The sequence below is a fragment of the Pseudomonas sp. PGPR40 genome, assembly GCF_022014505.1.
Lineage (GTDB): Bacteria > Pseudomonadota > Gammaproteobacteria > Pseudomonadales > Pseudomonadaceae > Aquipseudomonas.
Genome location: NZ_JAKLSP010000016.1, coordinates 110527 through 126750, shown reverse-complemented (window position 1 = coordinate 126750; position 16224 = coordinate 110527). Strand labels below are relative to the sequence as shown.

General features: G+C 57.8%; 17 protein-coding genes. 11 read left to right on the top strand and 6 right to left on the bottom strand.

Going from position 1 to position 16224, the window contains the following annotated elements; translation table 11 throughout:
• Window positions 1-72: 72 nt before the first annotated feature.
• Window positions 73-561, bottom strand: coding sequence for a DUF3015 domain-containing protein (locus tag MEB48_RS15575; protein WP_237885022.1), 489 nt, complete (start codon window positions 559-561; stop codon window positions 73-75).
• A 275-nt stretch (window positions 562-836) separates the two neighbouring features.
• On the opposite strand from MEB48_RS15575, the gene MEB48_RS15570 reads away from it, so the two are divergent.
• Window positions 837-3275: a Lon protease family protein gene (locus tag MEB48_RS15570; protein WP_237885021.1), complete on the top strand. Its 2439-nt coding sequence runs from the start codon at window positions 837-839 to the stop codon at window positions 3273-3275.
• A gap of 335 nt (window positions 3276-3610) precedes the next feature.
• Complete coding sequence (locus MEB48_RS15565) at window positions 3611-3952, top strand: PA4575 family protein (protein WP_030129466.1); 342 nt, start codon at window positions 3611-3613, stop codon at window positions 3950-3952.
• 5 nt (window positions 3953-3957) lie between these two features.
• On the opposite strand, the gene MEB48_RS15560 is transcribed toward MEB48_RS15565, so the two are convergent.
• Complete coding sequence (locus MEB48_RS15560; RefSeq protein WP_237885020.1) at window positions 3958-5787, bottom strand: hypothetical protein; 1830 nt, start codon at window positions 5785-5787, stop codon at window positions 3958-3960.
• A 160-nt stretch (window positions 5788-5947) separates the two neighbouring features.
• Between MEB48_RS15560 and MEB48_RS15555 the strand changes: the two genes are divergently transcribed.
• The 3 genes from MEB48_RS15555 (at window position 5948) to MEB48_RS15545 (ending at window position 7688) form a co-directional block, all read left to right on the top strand.
• On the top strand, window positions 5948-6436 hold the full coding sequence (locus MEB48_RS15555; protein ID WP_007901849.1) for a TIGR00645 family protein: 489 nt from the start codon (window positions 5948-5950) through the stop codon (window positions 6434-6436).
• Between the two features lie 207 nt (window positions 6437-6643).
• The gene (locus tag MEB48_RS15550; RefSeq protein ID WP_237885019.1) at window positions 6644-6940 is read left to right on the top strand and encodes a DUF6482 family protein; all 297 of its coding nucleotides are present in this window, start codon (window positions 6644-6646) and stop codon (window positions 6938-6940) included.
• Between the two features lie 130 nt (window positions 6941-7070).
• The gene (locus MEB48_RS15545; RefSeq protein WP_007901858.1) at window positions 7071-7688 is read left to right on the top strand and encodes an FKBP-type peptidyl-prolyl cis-trans isomerase; all 618 of its coding nucleotides are present in this window, start codon (window positions 7071-7073) and stop codon (window positions 7686-7688) included.
• A 143-nt stretch (window positions 7689-7831) separates the two neighbouring features.
• Here the strand turns inward: MEB48_RS15545 and MEB48_RS15540 are convergent, their stop codons facing one another.
• From MEB48_RS15540 to MEB48_RS15530, 3 genes are all read right to left on the bottom strand, one after another.
• Window positions 7832-8089 (bottom strand): PA4570 family protein, encoded by a 258-nt coding sequence (locus MEB48_RS15540; protein ID WP_095055691.1) that lies wholly within the window; start codon window positions 8087-8089, stop codon window positions 7832-7834.
• A gap of 207 nt (window positions 8090-8296) precedes the next feature.
• On the bottom strand, window positions 8297-8638 hold the full coding sequence (locus MEB48_RS15535; RefSeq protein ID WP_095055692.1) for a zinc ribbon domain-containing protein YjdM: 342 nt from the start codon (window positions 8636-8638) through the stop codon (window positions 8297-8299).
• 180 nt (window positions 8639-8818) lie between these two features.
• Window positions 8819-9787, bottom strand: a complete 969-nt coding sequence (locus tag MEB48_RS15530; protein ID WP_030129461.1) for a polyprenyl synthetase family protein — start codon at window positions 9785-9787, stop codon at window positions 8819-8821.
• Window positions 9788-10026: 239 nt separating this feature from the next.
• On the opposite strand from MEB48_RS15530, the gene rplU reads away from it, so the two are divergent.
• From rplU to MEB48_RS15505, 5 genes are all read left to right on the top strand, one after another.
• Window positions 10027-10341: a 50S ribosomal protein L21 gene (gene rplU, locus MEB48_RS15525; protein ID WP_003176051.1), complete on the top strand. Its 315-nt coding sequence runs from the start codon at window positions 10027-10029 to the stop codon at window positions 10339-10341.
• A gap of 35 nt (window positions 10342-10376) precedes the next feature.
• A complete protein-coding gene (gene rpmA / locus MEB48_RS15520) occupies window positions 10377-10652 on the top strand; it encodes a 50S ribosomal protein L27 (RefSeq protein WP_007901871.1) in 276 nt (91 codons plus the stop codon).
• A gap of 193 nt (window positions 10653-10845) precedes the next feature.
• Window positions 10846-12069 (top strand): Obg family GTPase CgtA, encoded by a 1224-nt coding sequence (gene cgtA, locus MEB48_RS15515; protein WP_237885018.1) that lies wholly within the window; start codon window positions 10846-10848, stop codon window positions 12067-12069.
• A gap of 123 nt (window positions 12070-12192) precedes the next feature.
• The gene (gene proB / locus MEB48_RS15510; RefSeq protein ID WP_095055695.1) at window positions 12193-13311 is read left to right on the top strand and encodes a glutamate 5-kinase; all 1119 of its coding nucleotides are present in this window, start codon (window positions 12193-12195) and stop codon (window positions 13309-13311) included.
• 12 nt (window positions 13312-13323) lie between these two features.
• Window positions 13324-13788 carry a CreA family protein gene (locus tag MEB48_RS15505; RefSeq protein WP_052967588.1) on the top strand — a complete coding sequence of 155 codons (465 nt, stop codon included), beginning with the start codon at window positions 13324-13326 and terminating at the stop codon, window positions 13786-13788.
• Window positions 13789-13974: 186 nt separating this feature from the next.
• Here the strand turns inward: MEB48_RS15505 and rpsT are convergent, their stop codons facing one another.
• Window positions 13975-14253, bottom strand: a complete 279-nt coding sequence (rpsT, locus tag MEB48_RS15500; RefSeq protein WP_007901883.1) for a 30S ribosomal protein S20 — start codon at window positions 14251-14253, stop codon at window positions 13975-13977.
• A 387-nt stretch (window positions 14254-14640) separates the two neighbouring features.
• Here rpsT and murJ point away from each other — a divergent pair, with 387 nt between their 5' ends.
• Complete coding sequence (murJ, locus tag MEB48_RS15495; RefSeq protein ID WP_237885017.1) at window positions 14641-16179, top strand: murein biosynthesis integral membrane protein MurJ; 1539 nt, start codon at window positions 14641-14643, stop codon at window positions 16177-16179.
• Window positions 16180-16224 lie beyond the last annotated feature (45 nt).

The following is a 16224-nucleotide window of genomic DNA, read 5'->3' as shown; positions in this document are numbered from 1 at the left end:
GCAACATGACCCAAAAGGGTCGCGTCAAAAAAACAAAACCCGCTTCTCGGAAGAAGCGGGGTGCGTTCGAGCTTAAGCTCGGGTGGCGTACTTGGCCAGACGAGGGTCGCTTTTCAGCACGGCCAGGGTGTTGGTATGCACGTCATCAGCGGTCACGTCAGCTTTGCTGAAAATTTGCTGGAAATGTTGATGAGTCACGGCGGCGAAGTGCGCACGGTCTTCCGGCGCCACGCCCAGTACCACGGCGTAAGTGGTCAGCGCTTCGCCCTGACCTTTGGCCATGTCTTCGGACAGCTCGTTCATCATGCCATTCATGGCGATCCAGGATTTGCCGCCGTAGGTCAGCGACGCATTGGTGGAGCAACCGTTGGTACCGGAGGTCATACCAAACGTTGCGTTACCGGAAGTGCCGTTGGTGGTGGATGCCAGGAAGTGTGCCGGGGTGCCACGCTGACCTTCGAACAGCATGTTGCCCCAACCGCAATCCGGACCGCCTGGCGCCTGAGCCATGGCGTTGATGGATACAGCGGTGAAGAGAGTACCGAGAAGAATCCGTTTCATAGCTATGTTCTCTTTGTGTGCATTCCAATGGACAGGGGTCTGGCTTCTGAGAACGCCAGTGGGCCGGTTATTGTTTCCAGCCGCGCAGTCTGGAGTTTAGGCACGATCCTGGGATTCCGTGATTTTTTGCGGAACATTCCTTGAAAGCACTGATTTTGACCCGCTCGGCCTGAGGCTGACAGTTTGTCTGAGCTTTGGCTTGAGGCGCGCCTTGCCAGTGAGTACGGGCAGCGCCAGAATGCCGCTATCTGCCCCGCCTGATGTAAGGAAGCCCGATGCCTGATCCTGTTGCTGCCAGCTTGCGTCTAGCGCCTGAAGCGCTGACCCGTCCGTTTTCCGCTGAACAGTTCAGCTTCTCTACCACCAATGATCTGGAGCCCTTCCGCGGTGTGCTTGGCCAGGAACGTGCGGTCGAAGCCTTGCAGTTCGGTGTGGCCATGCCACGCCCCGGTTACAACGTATTCGTCATGGGCGAACCCGGCACCGGCCGGTTTTCGTTCGTCAAACGCTACCTCAAGGCCGAAGGCAAACGCCTGCAGACCCCGGCGGACTGGGTCTATGTCAATAATTTCGATGAACCGCGCGAGCCTCGTGCCCTGGAATTGCCATCAGGCACTGCCGGTGCCTTCATCGGTGACATCAACGGCTTGATCGACAACCTGCTGGCGACCTTTCCGGCCGTATTCGAGCACCCGTCCTATCAGCAGAAGAAAAGTGCCATCGACCGCGCGTTCAACCAGCGTTATGACCGTGCACTGGATGTGATCGAGCGTCTGGCGCTGGAGAAAGAGGTTGCGCTCTACCGCGACAGCAGCAACATCGCCTTCACCCCGATGAGCGAAGGCAAGGCACTGGATGAGGCTGAGTTCGCCCAGTTGCCGGAAGCCGAGCGCGAACGCTTTCATGACGACATTTCCGGGCTGGAAGAGCGATTGAACGAAGAACTCGCCAGCCTGCCGCAATGGAAGCGCGAGTCGAGTAATCAACTGCGTCAACTCAACGAAGAAACCATCACCCTGGCCTTGCAGCCATTGCTCGCGCCGCTGTCGGAAAAGTACGCGGAAAACGCAGGCGTTTGCGGTTACCTGCAAGCGATGCAGGTGTACCTGCTCAAGACGGTGGTCGAGCAACTGGTGGACGACAGCAAGACCGACGCCATCGCCCGTAAAATGCTCGAAGAGCAATACGCCCCGAGCCTGGTGGTCGGTCATCCATTCAGCGGCGGTGCGCCAGTGGTGTTCGAGCCGCACCCGACTTACGAAAACTTGTTCGGCCGCATCGAGTACACCACCGATCAGGGCGCGCTCTACACCACGTATCGGCAGTTGCGACCGGGTGCGCTGCACCGGGCCAACGGCGGTTTCCTGATTCTCGAAGCGGAAAAAATGCTCAGCGAGCCTTTTGTCTGGGATGCGCTCAAGCGCGCCCTGCAATCGCGCAAGCTGAAAATGGAATCGCCGCTCGGCGAGATGGGCCGCTTCGCCACCGTAACCCTGACACCGCAGCACATTCCATTGCAGGTCAAAGTCGTCATCATCGGCGCCCGGCAGCTGTATTACACGTTGCAAGACCTCGATCCGGACTTCCAGGAGATGTTCCGTGTCCTGGTGGATTTCGATGAAGACATTCCGATGGTCGACGAAAGCCTGGAGCAGTTTGCCCAGTTGCTCAAAACCCGTACGTCCGAGGAAGGCATGGCGCCGCTGACCGCTGATGCGGTGGCGCGACTGGCGACTTACAGCGCGCGTCTGGCCGAGCACCAGGGGCGTTTGTCGGCGCGTATCGGCGATCTGTTCCAACTGGTCAGCGAGGCGGATTTCATTCGTGACCTGGCGGGTGACGAGATGACTGACGCCGGGCACATCGAGCGTGCGCTCAAGGCCAAGGCTACCCGTACCGGGCGCGTTTCGGCGCGGATTCTCGATGACATGCTGGCCGGCATCATCCTGATCGACACCGATGGCGCGGCTGTCGGCAAGTGCAACGGGCTGACGGTGCTGGAAGTCGGCGATTCGGCCTTCGGGGTACCGGCGCGGATTTCCGCCACGGTTTATCCGGGCGGCAGCGGCATTGTCGACATCGAGCGTGAGGTCAACCTCGGCCAGCCGATTCACTCCAAGGGCGTGATGATCCTCACGGGGTATCTGGGCAGCCGTTATGCCCAGGAATTCCCGCTGGCGATTTCCGCGAGCATCGCCCTGGAGCAGTCCTACGGTTATGTCGACGGTGACAGCGCGTCTTTGGGCGAGGCATGCACGCTGATCTCGGCGTTGTCGAAAACCCCGCTCAAGCAGTGCTTCGCGATTACCGGTTCGATCAACCAGTTCGGTGAAGTGCAAGCAGTGGGTGGGGTCAACGAGAAGATCGAAGGTTTCTTCCGACTCTGCGAAGCGCGCGGTCTGACCGGTGAGCAAGGGGCGATCATTCCCCAGGCCAACGTTGCTACGCTAATGCTCGACGAGAAGGTGCTGGCGGCGGTGCGCGCGGGACAGTTCCATGTCTACGCGGTGCGCCAGGCCGATGAGGCCCTGAGCCTGTTGGTCGGCGAGCCGGCTGGTGCGCCGGATGAGAATGGTGAATTCCCTGAAGGCAGCGTCAACGCGCGAGTGGTGGAGCGCTTGCGGGTGATCGCGGAAATGATCAGCGACGAAGATCTCAAAGAGGCCGAAAAAGAGTTGGCGCAGGAAGCAATGCTGGAAATCAAACCGGCTTGAGTCTATCTCGACATTGAGGTGCTCCCTGTGACGAGGGGGCTTGCCCTAATGCCAGTCAGTAAGGGATTAAATCGGACCTGTAGGAGCCGGCTTGCCGGCGAAGGCGCACTTAAGGACGCCTTCGCCGGCAAGCCTGGCTCCTACGAGGGCTTGCCTTCCTCGCCACAATTCTGGCGTCAATATTCACGCGGCGACCACTCGGCACCTTCTGGTCTCGGTTCGCGTACGAGCCACACTTTTCTTCTATTATCTGCTCAAGGATATCGACAGTAATCACTGGATCGAGACAGCCTTCCCGTGGAGGCTGAATACCGGATCTACCGAGGGTCGCCGCCATGTCGCGCAACCTCTGCCTCACCCGTCAATGCCTGGGCCTTGTGACCCGTATCGAATGTGCGATCCGCCCGCTGGCGGGAGATACGGGCATGTGGACCTTGCTCTTCGCCGCCGGCATGGCCGGCGAGCAACCTTCCGCCATCAAGGCCCAAGGCCCGTTCCGTGGGCCGGTCGTGGCTGAATCGATCCTCGATACCATCGTTGAAAGTCTGACCTTGCATGGTTATGAATTGGCCGATGACCCACAAATCTGGTGCCTGCATCTGCAAGCCCAATTGCGAGAAATCAATGGTGGTCGTTACCACAACCTTAGCGGTCCCGAGTTTCGGCCCGAGCGCTGAACAGGTTATCGATCAAGGTTGTCTGGCTCAGCCTTGTCGAGTTTGACCTCGAAACCATATTGCACGGTGGTGAGGTGGGTGCGCTGATAAGTTTCCAGACGTGTGGGCTGGCCATAGAAGTAATGCACTGCAAATAACGCCGAGCCTTGCGCGCTCGCGTCGTGAGTGACTGAAAGAATCTCCTTCAAGTAGTTGTCACTGTCGTCCTTGGCGAAAAAACGCCAGTCCTGCGCGGGAAACAGCTTCAAATCCACCACCAACGCATTCCCTTTGAGCTCAAGGCCTTTGGGCAATTGGCGGGCGTCGTACGTTTGCTGATCGACAGTCGCGAGGAACTGGGGCATGGAGCCCACCGCGTAAGCCGGCGTTTCCGGAAACAGGTTCAGATCATAGGTGATGTCGCCGCGTATCGGATCGACCTGATACGCCTGCGGCGGGGGCTCGATCGGTCCATCGCGCTGGCCATTGCGGTCTTGGGTAAAGAACGTCACGGGGCTTTCGCCGTGATTGAAAGAGTTGCCGAGCAGTTCGTCATTGAAGCTTCTGGGGTGATCGAATGTGATGTGCGCGGCACTCGGGTCATCCACCGACTGACTGATGCTGATGCTGTTTTTCAGTTGTTCTTCGCTCAGCGTTGCACCTTTGAGCCAGGTCGCGACCTGGTCGTCATACACCACCACCGGCAAGATCAGTGGCTGGATGGTTTTCTCCGTGGTATGCGGGTCGAAGCGCCGTATCGGCAGGTTCAGGTCCTTGTGGGTCATCGTGACCGCCGAGAAATCCAGCAGGCTGACTTCGAGGGTATCGATGGGCCCGTTGAAGTACACCTTGGTGTAATGCCGGGCGTGCTGCTTTTCAAACGCACGCTGCTCGTCGTCGAGTTGTTTTTCGAGCGCCTCGCTCCAGGCCTTCTGCTGTTGCAAATACACCAGTTGTTTTTGATAGAACGCAATTTGTTCGGCGGTTTCGTTGATCGCACCTGAGCGAGAGATGAATTGTCCTGTGGCGTCCCGGGCCTGAACGATCAACGGGTTGAGCGGTATATCGCGAACCTCGGGGGCCAGCGGCGCGCTATTGCTGAATTCTATTTCGGCATGGTTATTGGTCAGTTTCAGCAGGGTGACACTGACGTTGTCGTGGGTGCGAGTCTGGCCAACGTCCTTTTTCGTCAGGTCGAAGCTGTAGAACCGGCGCGGGGCGATGACCTCCACCTTGCCTTGCAGGCTCACCGGTTGTGGCTGGTTTTTCTTATCCACATCCAGGCCTTCGATGAAGGGGTAGGTCACCGTCAAATCATCGGGGTTGGTCAGGTTGGAGCTCGACGGGCTCAGCTGAATGCCGGGATCGGTTTCCGACCATTCCGGCTGAAACGCGATGACGCGCTTGTTGCTCAGGGTCACCGATTGCCACTCCAGGCCATGAGGAAAAACGAATGCGTCCGGGATGCTGAAATTGAAGGGAAATACCGGCTGCAGATCGGTGAGGTAATCCGAGCTGGATTCCTTGTGCAGCACGAACAGGCCGTTGATGTAAGTGTCGACGAGCGCCTGGGGCGTGGGGTAGTGCTTAAGCGCGGCGAGGGCGTCTTCGCCGTATTCGGTGACCACTGGTTTGGTATCGAGTTTGAGTTGCGCGCGTTCGAGCAGCAGGAGTGAACTGCCAAGCTCGGCCACAGCATCCTTGAGTTTCGGATCGTCGATGGTCTCCAGGGACTGTTCGAACTGCGCGGTCTTTTCTTCGAGGTTGACCTGGCGTTTCTCATCGCTGGGTGAACAACCACCGAGCAGCAACGTGAGGCAAAGTCCGGCACTCGTTAAAGGCAATCGCACATCCATTTCCAGTCTTCCTGTCCGACGTCGCTGACCTGTCAATAATCTGGACACTAGCAGAAAAACTTTGTCACACACACGCAGGTTGCGGATTTTTCGGCGGTTTCTGGGCGTAACAGGTGGCTGTTATACTCGCCGCCATTTCCAGCCCCTTGTGTGAGATTCAATGGAACGCTTTATCGAAAATGCAATGTACGCCTCCCGCTGGTTACTGGCGCCGATCTATTTCGGTTTGTCCCTGGGCTTGCTGGCGTTGGCACTGAAATTCTTCCAGGAAGTCTTCCACGTCATCCCTAACGTGTTCTCGATGGCCGAGTCGGATCTGATTCTGGTACTGCTGTCGCTGATCGACATGGCGCTGGTAGGCGGTCTGCTGGTGATGGTGATGATCTCCGGTTATGAGAACTTCGTTTCTCAGCTGGATATCGACGACAGCAAGGAAAAGCTCAACTGGTTGGGCACCATGGATTCGTCTTCGTTGAAGATGAAGGTCGCGGCTTCCATCGTGGCGATTTCGTCGATCCACCTGCTACGGATTTTCATGGACGCCAAGAACGTCGATCCCGAGCATTTGAAATGGTATGTGGTCATTCACATGACTTTTGTGGTGTCGGCGTTTGCCATGGGTTATCTGGACAAGCTGACCAAGCACTGATTTGCACAGCACTTGTAGGAGCGGGCTTGCCCGCGAAGGCGGCGTAACAGACAACACTTATGTCGACTGACACGGCCTCTTCGCGGGCAAGCCTCGCTCCTGCAAGAGGTGTGAAACAGACGGGCGGTGTGGTTTGTGGCTTGTACTTTGGCGCGTCGAGGCATATCCATGTAGGGATCCTGGCTCGCCACAGCGTGAGGTGCGCTCATGAACCTGCAAGAACTGAATGCGTATGCCATCGCCGGAAAGATCGATGAGCTGAACCTGATCTCGGTAGATGGCGTGATCTACGTGCTGGAGGCTCGGATGCATGGTTCGGCGCATCCATTACGCGATGCCCACGGCGAAATAATGCATCTGCGCTCGGTCGAGCATGCGCGTGACGTGCTTCATGCCTTTCCCAAATTGTCGTTCAACGTTATGCATGCCTCGGTTCATGACGAAATGTGCGGTGCCAGCACCGAGGAAAGCCTGAAAGTACCGATCACCTTCCGTTCTGTGTGACAGCGCTGACGCCATTCATCAACGTGTCGGCATCTGTGCTAGTCTGCTCGCCCTTTTGATTCCGGGCGCTCCGGGATGCGCTGTGTACGCACGGCAAATTCCAGGGCCGTCCGCATAGCGGAGCAGTGTCATGTCCGAAGTAAATCTGTCCACCGACGAAACCCGCGTCAGCTACGGCATTGGCCGTCAGTTGGGCGACCAGCTGCGTGACAACCCGCCGCCGGGCGTTAGCCTGGACGCGATCCTGGCTGGCCTGACCGACGCGTTCGCCGGCAAGCCAAGCCGTGTGGGTCAGGAAGAAATGTCCGCCAGCTTCAAGGTGATTCGCGAAATCATGCAAGCCGAAGCCGCAGCCAAGGCTGAAGCCGCTGCTGGCGAAGGCCTGGCTTTCCTGGCTGAAAACGCCAAGCGCGAAGGCATCACCACCCTGGCTTCCGGCCTGCAATTCGAAGTGCTGACTCAAGGTGAAGGCGCCAAGCCAACCCGTGAAGATCAAGTGCGCACTCACTACCACGGCACCCTGATCGACGGCACTGTGTTCGACAGCTCCTACGATCGTGGTCAACCTGCAGAATTCCCGGTGGGCGGCGTTATCGCTGGCTGGACTGAAGCCCTGCAACTGATGAACGCCGGCAGCAAATGGCGTCTGTACGTGCCGAGCGAACTGGCTTACGGCGCTCAAGGCGTTGGCAGCATTCCGCCGCACAGCGTACTGGTATTCGACGTCGAACTGCTCGACGTTCTGTAAAACCTGAGTGTCGGAACGGGCTCGGTCATGTGGGAGCGGGCTTGCTCGCGAAGGCGATGTGTCATTCAGCGATGATATTGAATGTTAAGGCCTCTTCGCGAGCAAGCCCGCTCCCACAGGGCTCGCTCCGACATGTTGCATTTTCATATTTCGATCTTGTGATGCAGCTCATTCGTCGGGCGCAACGCCCGGGCATAGCAGAACAGAAACAGATTGCGCACCAGTTCCTTGAGCACCACCGGCTCGCTGGAACTCAAGCCGTTGACGTCCAGATCACCCTGATCCTGCAGCTCGTTCAAGGCTTCTTCTTCAAGCACTGCACAGACTTCCCCGGTTTCCCGATGCAGGATTCTGAGGTAGGGGTGTGGGCGGTCCAGCCAGGCATCGATCAAATAAGTCATGGGTCTCATCTCCATTGATGGGTTTCAATGAGAATAATTCTTATTCGTCAAATAGCAAGGGCCTATTGGCGCTTTGTGTTTTTTTCTGGGTAAAGGTTGGGTAAGGTCAAAACGACTGGGGTTTGGCTGTTGCGCAGGAGTGCTGGGTGGTGCGGGGAAGGGCGAAGCACCATCCCACGCCGGGGCGCGGGATGGAATACAGCAGATTCAGACTTTTCTGACGAACTCGGATTTGAGTTTCATCGGGCCGATGCCATCGATCTTGCAGTCGATGTCGTGGTCGCCATCGCACAGGCGGATGTTCTTGACCTTGGTGCCGACCTTGACCACCAGCGACGTGCCTTTGACCTTGAGGTCCTTGATCACGGTGATGGTATCGCCGTCCTGCAGGACATTGCCGACCGAATCCTTTTTCACGGTGTCATCGGAGGCCACTTCGGTTTCGCCGCTGGCGGACCACTCGTGGGCGCACTCCGGGCAGATCAGCTGTGCGCCGTCTTCATAGGTGTATTCGGAATTGCATTTCGGGCAGGGTGGCAACGTGCTCACTAAGGCTCCTTGGATTCAGGATGGCTAAAAAGCGCACATTATATAGGGTTTATACGGGGGAGGGGGGACGCATATGATTTGTAGGAGCGAGGCTTGCCCGCGAACGCGGTGTGTCAGTCACATTGATGTCGACTGGTAGATCGCATTCGCGGGCAAGCCTCGCTCCTACAAAGGCGCTGATCAGTGCGTGCGGGCTACCGCAAACTCACTCAACTCTACCAATGCATCGCGGTATTCGCTGGCAGGCAGGGCGTCGAGGCACTTGATTGCACGGGCCACGTAATCGCGGGCCAGTTGCGCGGTGTAATCCAGCGAGCCGGAAGCTTCAACGGCTTCGCGAATGCTTTCCAGGTCTTCAATGCCGCCTTTCTGGATCGCCTGACGAACCAGTGCAGCCTGCTCCGGAGTGCCTTCGCGCATGGTGTAGATCAGGGGCAGAGTCGGCTTGCCTTCGGCCAGATCATCGCCAACGTTCTTGCCCAAGGTCTCGGCGTCGCCACGGTAGTCCAGCAGGTCGTCGACCAATTGGAAGGCCACCCCCAGATGATCGCCGAAGGTGCGCAGCGCTTCGCTCTGTTCCGGCGAGGCACCAGCCAGGGCCGCTGCACTGTGGGTCGAGGCTTCGAAGAGCATCGCGGTTTTGCCGCGGATGACTTCCATGTAGGTTTCTTCAGTGGTGCTGGCGTCACGGACCTTCGACAGCTGCAACACTTCGCCTTCAGCGATGATGCGCGTGGCTTGCGAAAGGATTTTCATCACCGGCATGGAGCCCAGTTCGACCATCATTTCGAAGGAGCGCGAATACAGGAAGTCGCCCACCAGCACGCTCGGCGCGTTGCCCCACATGGCGTTGGCGGTCGAACGGCCACGGCGCATGCCGGACATGTCGACGACGTCGTCGTGCAGCAGGGTGGCGGTGTGCAGGAACTCGATGGTCGCGGCCAGCAGGCGCAGGTCATCGCCTTCGCGGCCGAGCGCCTTGCCGCACAGCAGCACGAGCAACGGACGCAGGCGTTTACCGCCGGCCGAGGTAATGTAGTCGCCGATTTTCGATACCAGCGGCACTCGGGAAGTCAGCTGTTTCTTGATGATGCCGTCGACGGCGCTAAAATCGTCCGCCACCGCGCGGTAGAAAGCTTGGGGTTGCATCAGCGACAGTTGCTCCAGAAGGGTTGCGCGGCATGCTAGGACCCACGTCCGGGCCTGTCAAGGCACGATGGACGACCACTTGCATCGCCTTGGCAGCTTGCGTACAATCGCGCACCCTGAACTTCCTGGGCAGCACCTGCCTTACGCAATTGCAAACAGGCCTCCAGCCTTATGCAGCCATGCCAGCCAATACCTCTTCTTATAAAGAGCTGGGTGAGCAGGATTATCGGAGAAATACCATGTCTTATGCAGTAATCGTTACTGGTGGCAAGCAGTACAAAGTTGCTCCAGGTGAATACCTGAAGATCGAAAAACTGGAAATCGCTACCGGCGAATCCGTTACTTTTGATCGCGTTCTGTTGGTTGCCAATGGCGACGACGTGAATATCGGCGCTCCAGTTGTTGCTGGCGCTACCGTTGTGGCTGAAGTGATCTCCCAAGGTCGTCACGATAAAGTCCGCATCATCAAGTTCCGTCGCCGTAAGCACCACATGAAGCGTATGGGCCACCGCCAGTGGTACACCGAGATCAAAATCACCGGTATTCAGGCTTAATTTCAGCCTAATTCCTCACTAGGAGAATTGAACTCATGGCACACAAAAAAGCTGGTGGTAGTACCCGTAACGGTCGCGACTCAGAAGCCAAACGCCTTGGCGTGAAGATGTATGGCGGCCAGGTTATCATTCCGGGCAACATCATCGTGCGTCAGCGCGGCACCCAATTCCACGCTGGCTACGGCGTTGGCATGGGCAAGGATCACACTCTGTTCGCTAAAATCGACGGCGTGATCAAGTTCGAAGTAAAAGGCGCCTTCGGTCGTCGTTACGTAAGCATTGTTCCGAAGACTGACGTCGTCGCGGCATAATTACGTAGTTGCTGGAAAAGCCCTGTCTTGCGACGGGGCTTTTTCGTTTGTGGGGTGAGTCTCTTGCAAAGCTGTTTGTGATGGGCTCCAGCGCTGTATTGGCGGTCGTTGATTGAGGTCGCTGCGCTCATTTTTGCAAGAGTCTTATGTCTAGGTTTTTTCGGCTCGTCCGTATGGCGAGAGGCGTTTTGTTATGAAGTTTGTTGATGAAGTATCGATTCGAGTAAAGGCCGGCGACGGCGGCAACGGTTGCATGAGCTTCCGTCGCGAAAAATTCATTGAAAATGGCGGCCCGAACGGCGGTGACGGTGGTGATGGCGGCTCGGTCTACATGATCGCCGATGAAAACCTGAACACCCTGGTGGACTACCGTTACACCCGGCACTTCGATGCCGAGCGCGGTTCCAATGGCGGCAGCACTGACTGCACCGGTAAAAAGGGTGAAGAGCTGGTGCTGCGCGTTCCGGTCGGCACCACGGTGATTGACTCCGCCACTCAGGAAGTGATTGGCGACCTGACCAAGGCTGGTCAGAAACTGCTGGTGGCTCATGGTGGCTGGCACGGTCTGGGCAACACCCGTTTCAAATCCAGTACCAACCGCGCGCCACGCCAGACTACTCCGGGCAAGCCAGGCGAGCAGCGTGACCTGAAGCTGGAAATGAAAGTGTTGGCGGACGTTGGTCTGCTCGGTTTGCCGAACGCCGGCAAAAGTACGTTCATTCGCTCGGTTTCGGCCGCCAAGCCGAAAGTCGCCGACTATCCGTTCACCACTCTGGTGCCGAACCTGGGTGTGGTCAGCGTCGATCGCTGGAAGAGCTTCGTGGTGGCGGACATTCCGGGTCTGATCGAAGGCGCCTCCGATGGTGCGGGTCTGGGGATTCGTTTCCTGAAGCACTTGTCGCGTACCCGTCTGTTGCTGCACCTCGTCGACATGGCGCCGCTGGATGACACCAGTGCTGCGGATGCCGCTGAGGTGATCGTCAGCGAGCTGACCAAGTTCAGCCCGTCCCTGGCTGAGCGTGATCGCTGGCTGGTGCTGAACAAATGCGACCAGATCCTTGAAGAAGAGCACGATGCTCGCGTCAAGGAAATCGTTGATCGTCTGGAGTGGACCGGTCCGGTCTACGTGATCTCCGCGATCGCCAAGCAAGGCACTGAGCGTCTGTGTCATGACATCATGCGTTACCTGGAAGATCGTGCCGATCGTCTGGCTAACGACCCTGTCTACAAGGGCGAACTGGCCGACCTCGATCAGCGTATCGAAGATGAGGCTCGTGCCCAGTTGCAGGCGCTGGACGATCAGCGTGCCCTGCGTCGCAGTGGTGTGAAGTCGGTCCATGACATCGGTGATGACGATTGGGATGAAGAAGATGTGGATGACGAAGACGGTCCGGAAATCATTTACGTGCGTGACTGATTCGTTGCGATAAACTTAAGCGCCGCTCACCAGAGCGGCGTTTTAGTATCTGGAAATCGGTAGTCACGAATAACGTTACGGGCAGCGCTGGGTCGTGCTGTCCTCAAGCTAAGGTTGAAGATGATGCGGAGCAAGGTGACAGGTGCGCAGCGTTGGGTCGTGAAGATCGGCAGCGCTTTGCTGACGGCGGACGGCAAGGGCCTGGATCGCGCGGCAATGGGTGTCTGGGTCGAGCAGATGGTTGCTCTGCATGAGGCTGGCGTTGAGCTGGTGCTGGTGTCCTCAGGGGCGGTGGCGGCGGGGATGAGTCGCTTGGGCTGGACCGCACGACCCAGTGCGATGCACGAGTTGCAGGCGGCTGCTGCCATCGGTCAGATGGGCCTGGTGCAGGCTTGGGAGTCGAGCTTCGCCGAGCATGGTCGGCATACTGCACAAATTCTCCTGACGCACGACGATTTGTCTGACCGCAAGCGCTACCTGAATGCTCGCAGTACGCTGCGTGCGTTGGTCGAGCTCAAGGTGATCCCGGTGATCAATGAGAACGACACCGTGGTCACTGACGAAATCCGTTTCGGTGACAACGACACGTTGGCGGCGCTGGTGGCGAACCTGGTCGAAGCTGATTTGCTGGTGATCCTCACCGATCGCGACGGCATGTTCGACGCCGATCCGCGCAACAATCCCGACGCCAAGCTGATTTACGAAGCGCGTGCCGATGATCCGGCGCTGGATGCGGTGGCTGGCAGCACGGGCGGTGCGCTGGGGCGTGGCGGCATGCAGACCAAGTTGCGCGCTGCGCGTCTGGCGGCGCGTTCCGGTGCGCACACCATTATTGTCGGTGGGCGCATTGAGCGGGTGCTGGATCGTCTCAAGGCTGGCGAGCGTATCGGCACTTTGTTGTCGCCTGAGCGCGGCATGCTGGCGGCGCGCAAGCAGTGGCTGGCCGGGCATCTGCAGACCCGCGGCACGCTGGTGCTGGATGCGGGAGCGGTGACGGCGTTGTCCCAAGGCAACAAAAGTTTGTTGCCGGTGGGTGTCAAACTGGTCCAGGGCAGTTTCCGTCGTGGCGAAATGGTGGTCTGCGTGGCGCCGGATGGTCGTGAAATTGCCCGTGGCCTGGCCAACTACAGTGCTCTGGAAGCACAAAAAATCATCGGTCAGTCGTCTGAGGCGATTGTCGGTCTGTTGGGGTACATGGCGGAGCCGGAGCTGGTTCACCGCGATAACCTGATTCTGGTCTGAAGGAATACCTGAATGCGTGTGGCAAAAGGATTGTTGGGCTTGTTGTTGGCGATGCCGCTGCTGGCCTCGGCCGATGAGATTGGCCAGGTGTCGACGGTGTTCAAGTTTGTCGGCCCCAACGACCGTATCGTTGTCGAGGCGTTTGATGATCCGAAAGTGGATGGCGTGACTTGCTACCTGTCGCGCGCCAAGACCGGCGGCGTAAAAGGTGGGTTGGGTCTGGCCGAGGATCGCGCTGAGGCGTCCATTGCGTGCCGCCAGGTCGGGCCGATCAACTTCAAGGGTGAGCTCAAGGATGGCGAGGAGGTGTTCAAGGAGCGCACGTCCTTGGTGTTCAAGACCATGCAGGTGGTGCGATTCCTGGATGAGAAGCGCAATACGCTGGTGTATCTGGTCTATAGCGATCGTCTGATCGAAGGTAGTCCGCAAAATGCGGTGACGGCGATTCCGATTTTGCCGTGGGCGCACGCTCAATAAGCTAGCGAAGATCCAAATGTGGGAGCGGGCTTGCTCGCGAAGACTGACTGACATTCAGCGTCTATGTTGACTGTTACGCCGCCTTCGCGAGCAAGCCCGCTCCCACATTTTTTTTTGCAGTGTATTTGCCAAATCGCAGGCAATAAAAAACCGACCCTGAGGTCGGTTTTTTAATGAGCGTGTCGCTTAGGCAGCAGCGGCAACGTTCAGGGCCTTTACGTGGCCATTCAGGCGGCTCTTATGACGAGCGGCCTTGTTCTTGTGGATGATGCCTTTATCGGCCATGCGGTCGATAACTGGCACAGCCAGAACGTAAGCAGCTTGAGCTTTAGCAGCGTCTTTTGCGTCGATGGCTTTAACTACATTCTTGATGTAGGTGCGAACCATGGAACGCAGGCTGGCGTTGTGGCTGCGACGCTTCTCAGCCTGTTTTGCACGTTTTTTGGCGGAAGGTGTGTTGGCCACCGTCGAGCTCCTCGAAAGACTTTTTAGGAAATAGCAAACAAAATAGGCCGCGAATCATGCCGATGAGTTGATGGCTTGTCAAGGGCGGGAGAAACGTTCCGCTAAGTGGCCGGTTCCGACCCCATGAAAACTACTGCGCTCGGCAATTCAGCGTTGAAAGCAGACTCGAAACGCTCATTGACTAAAGTCAACTCCGCTACCTCGCCTGCTTTCGCCTTGTCTTGCCTTCGCTCGCTACGTTTTCAAGGGGACGGTGAGCTGGATATTTCTTTCCGGCGTGCGACCTGTAAACTCGCGAGCTTTGGCTCTGTGCTGTTGCGGCGCGGAGTATCGCATAAGTGGGCGCGTTGTTCGCCTGCTGTTTATCGACAGGCAAAAACTCTTTCAATGAATCTGCTCAAATCGTTGGCCGCTGTCAGCTCTATCACGATGCTTTCCCGGGTGTTGGGGTTTGTTCGCGACACTCTTGTCGCCCGTGCATTTGGTGCGGGAATGGCGACCGACGCCTTCTTTATCGCCTTCAAACTGCCCAATCTGCTGCGGCGGATCTTCGCCGAAGGGGCTTTTTCCCAGGCCTTCGTGCCAATTCTTGCCGAATACAAAAGCCAGAAGGGCGAGGAGGCGGCGCGAACGTTCGTTGCCTATGTCTCCGGTCTGCTGACGCTGGTACTGGCATTGGTTACTGTGTTGGGCATGCTCGCCGCGCCTTGGGTCATCTGGGCCACGGCGCCGGGTTTCGCCACCACCCCGGAAAAATTCGACCTGACCACCGATCTGTTGCGGGTCACATTCCCTTATATATTGCTGATCTCCCTGTCTTCATTGGCCGGAGCGATCCTCAACACCTGGAACCGCTTCTCGGTGCCGGCCTTCGTGCCGACCTTGCTCAATGTCAGCATGATCATTTTTGCGGTGTTCCTGACGCCGTATTTCGATCCGCCGGTGATGGCGCTGGGCTGGGCCGTTCTGGTGGGCGGTCTGGCGCAGTTGCTGTTTCAGCTGCCGCATCTGAAAAAGATCGGCATGTTGGTGCTGCCGCGCCTGAATCTGCGCGATAGTGGTGTCTGGCGGGTCATGAAACAGATGCTGCCAGCGATCATCGGCGTTTCGGTAAGCCAGATTTCGCTGATCATCAACACCATATTTGCCTCATTCCTGGTGGCGGGTTCCGTGTCCTGGATGTATTACGCCGATCGCCTGATGGAGTTGCCATCCGGTGTGCTGGGTGTGGCTCTGGGCACGATTCTGCTGCCGACGCTGGCCAGGACCTATGCCAGCCAGGATCGCCACGAATACTCGCGGATCCTCGATTGGGGGCTGCGCCTGTGCTTCATGCTGGTGTTACCGTGCGCCCTGGCGCTGGGGATTCTGGCTGAACCGCTGACGGTTTCGCTGTTCCAGTACGGCCAGTTCAGCGCTTTCGATGCGGCCATGACCCAGCGTGCGTTGATTGCTTATTCCGTCGGCTTACTGGGGATTATCTTGATCAAAGTGCTGGCGCCGGGTTTTTATGCGCAACAAAACATCCGTACGCCGGTAAAAATCGCAATTTTCACCCTGATCGTCACCCAGCTATTCAACCTGGTGCTGATCGGCCCGCTGGCTCATGCCGGTCTGGCCCTGGCCATCAGTGCTGGCGCCTGCCTCAATGCCGGGCTGTTGTTCTATCAACTGCGCAAGCAGCAGATGTATCAGCCGCAACCGGGCTGGGCGAAGTTCGGGCTCAAACTGGTGGTGGCGGTGACCGTGATGTCCGCGGTATTGCTGGGCGCGATGCATTTTATGCCGGCTTGGGGGGAGGGGCATATGCTGGAGCGTTTGCTGCGTCTGGGCGCATTGGTGATTGCTGGCGTGGTGGTCTACTTCGGCATGTTGCTGTTGATGGGCTTCCGTTTGCGCGACTTCAATCGCAAGGCCTTGAACTGAGGCTTTTGTCTCGATAAATACGGGCGGGCCGGCGGTTTTGTCGGC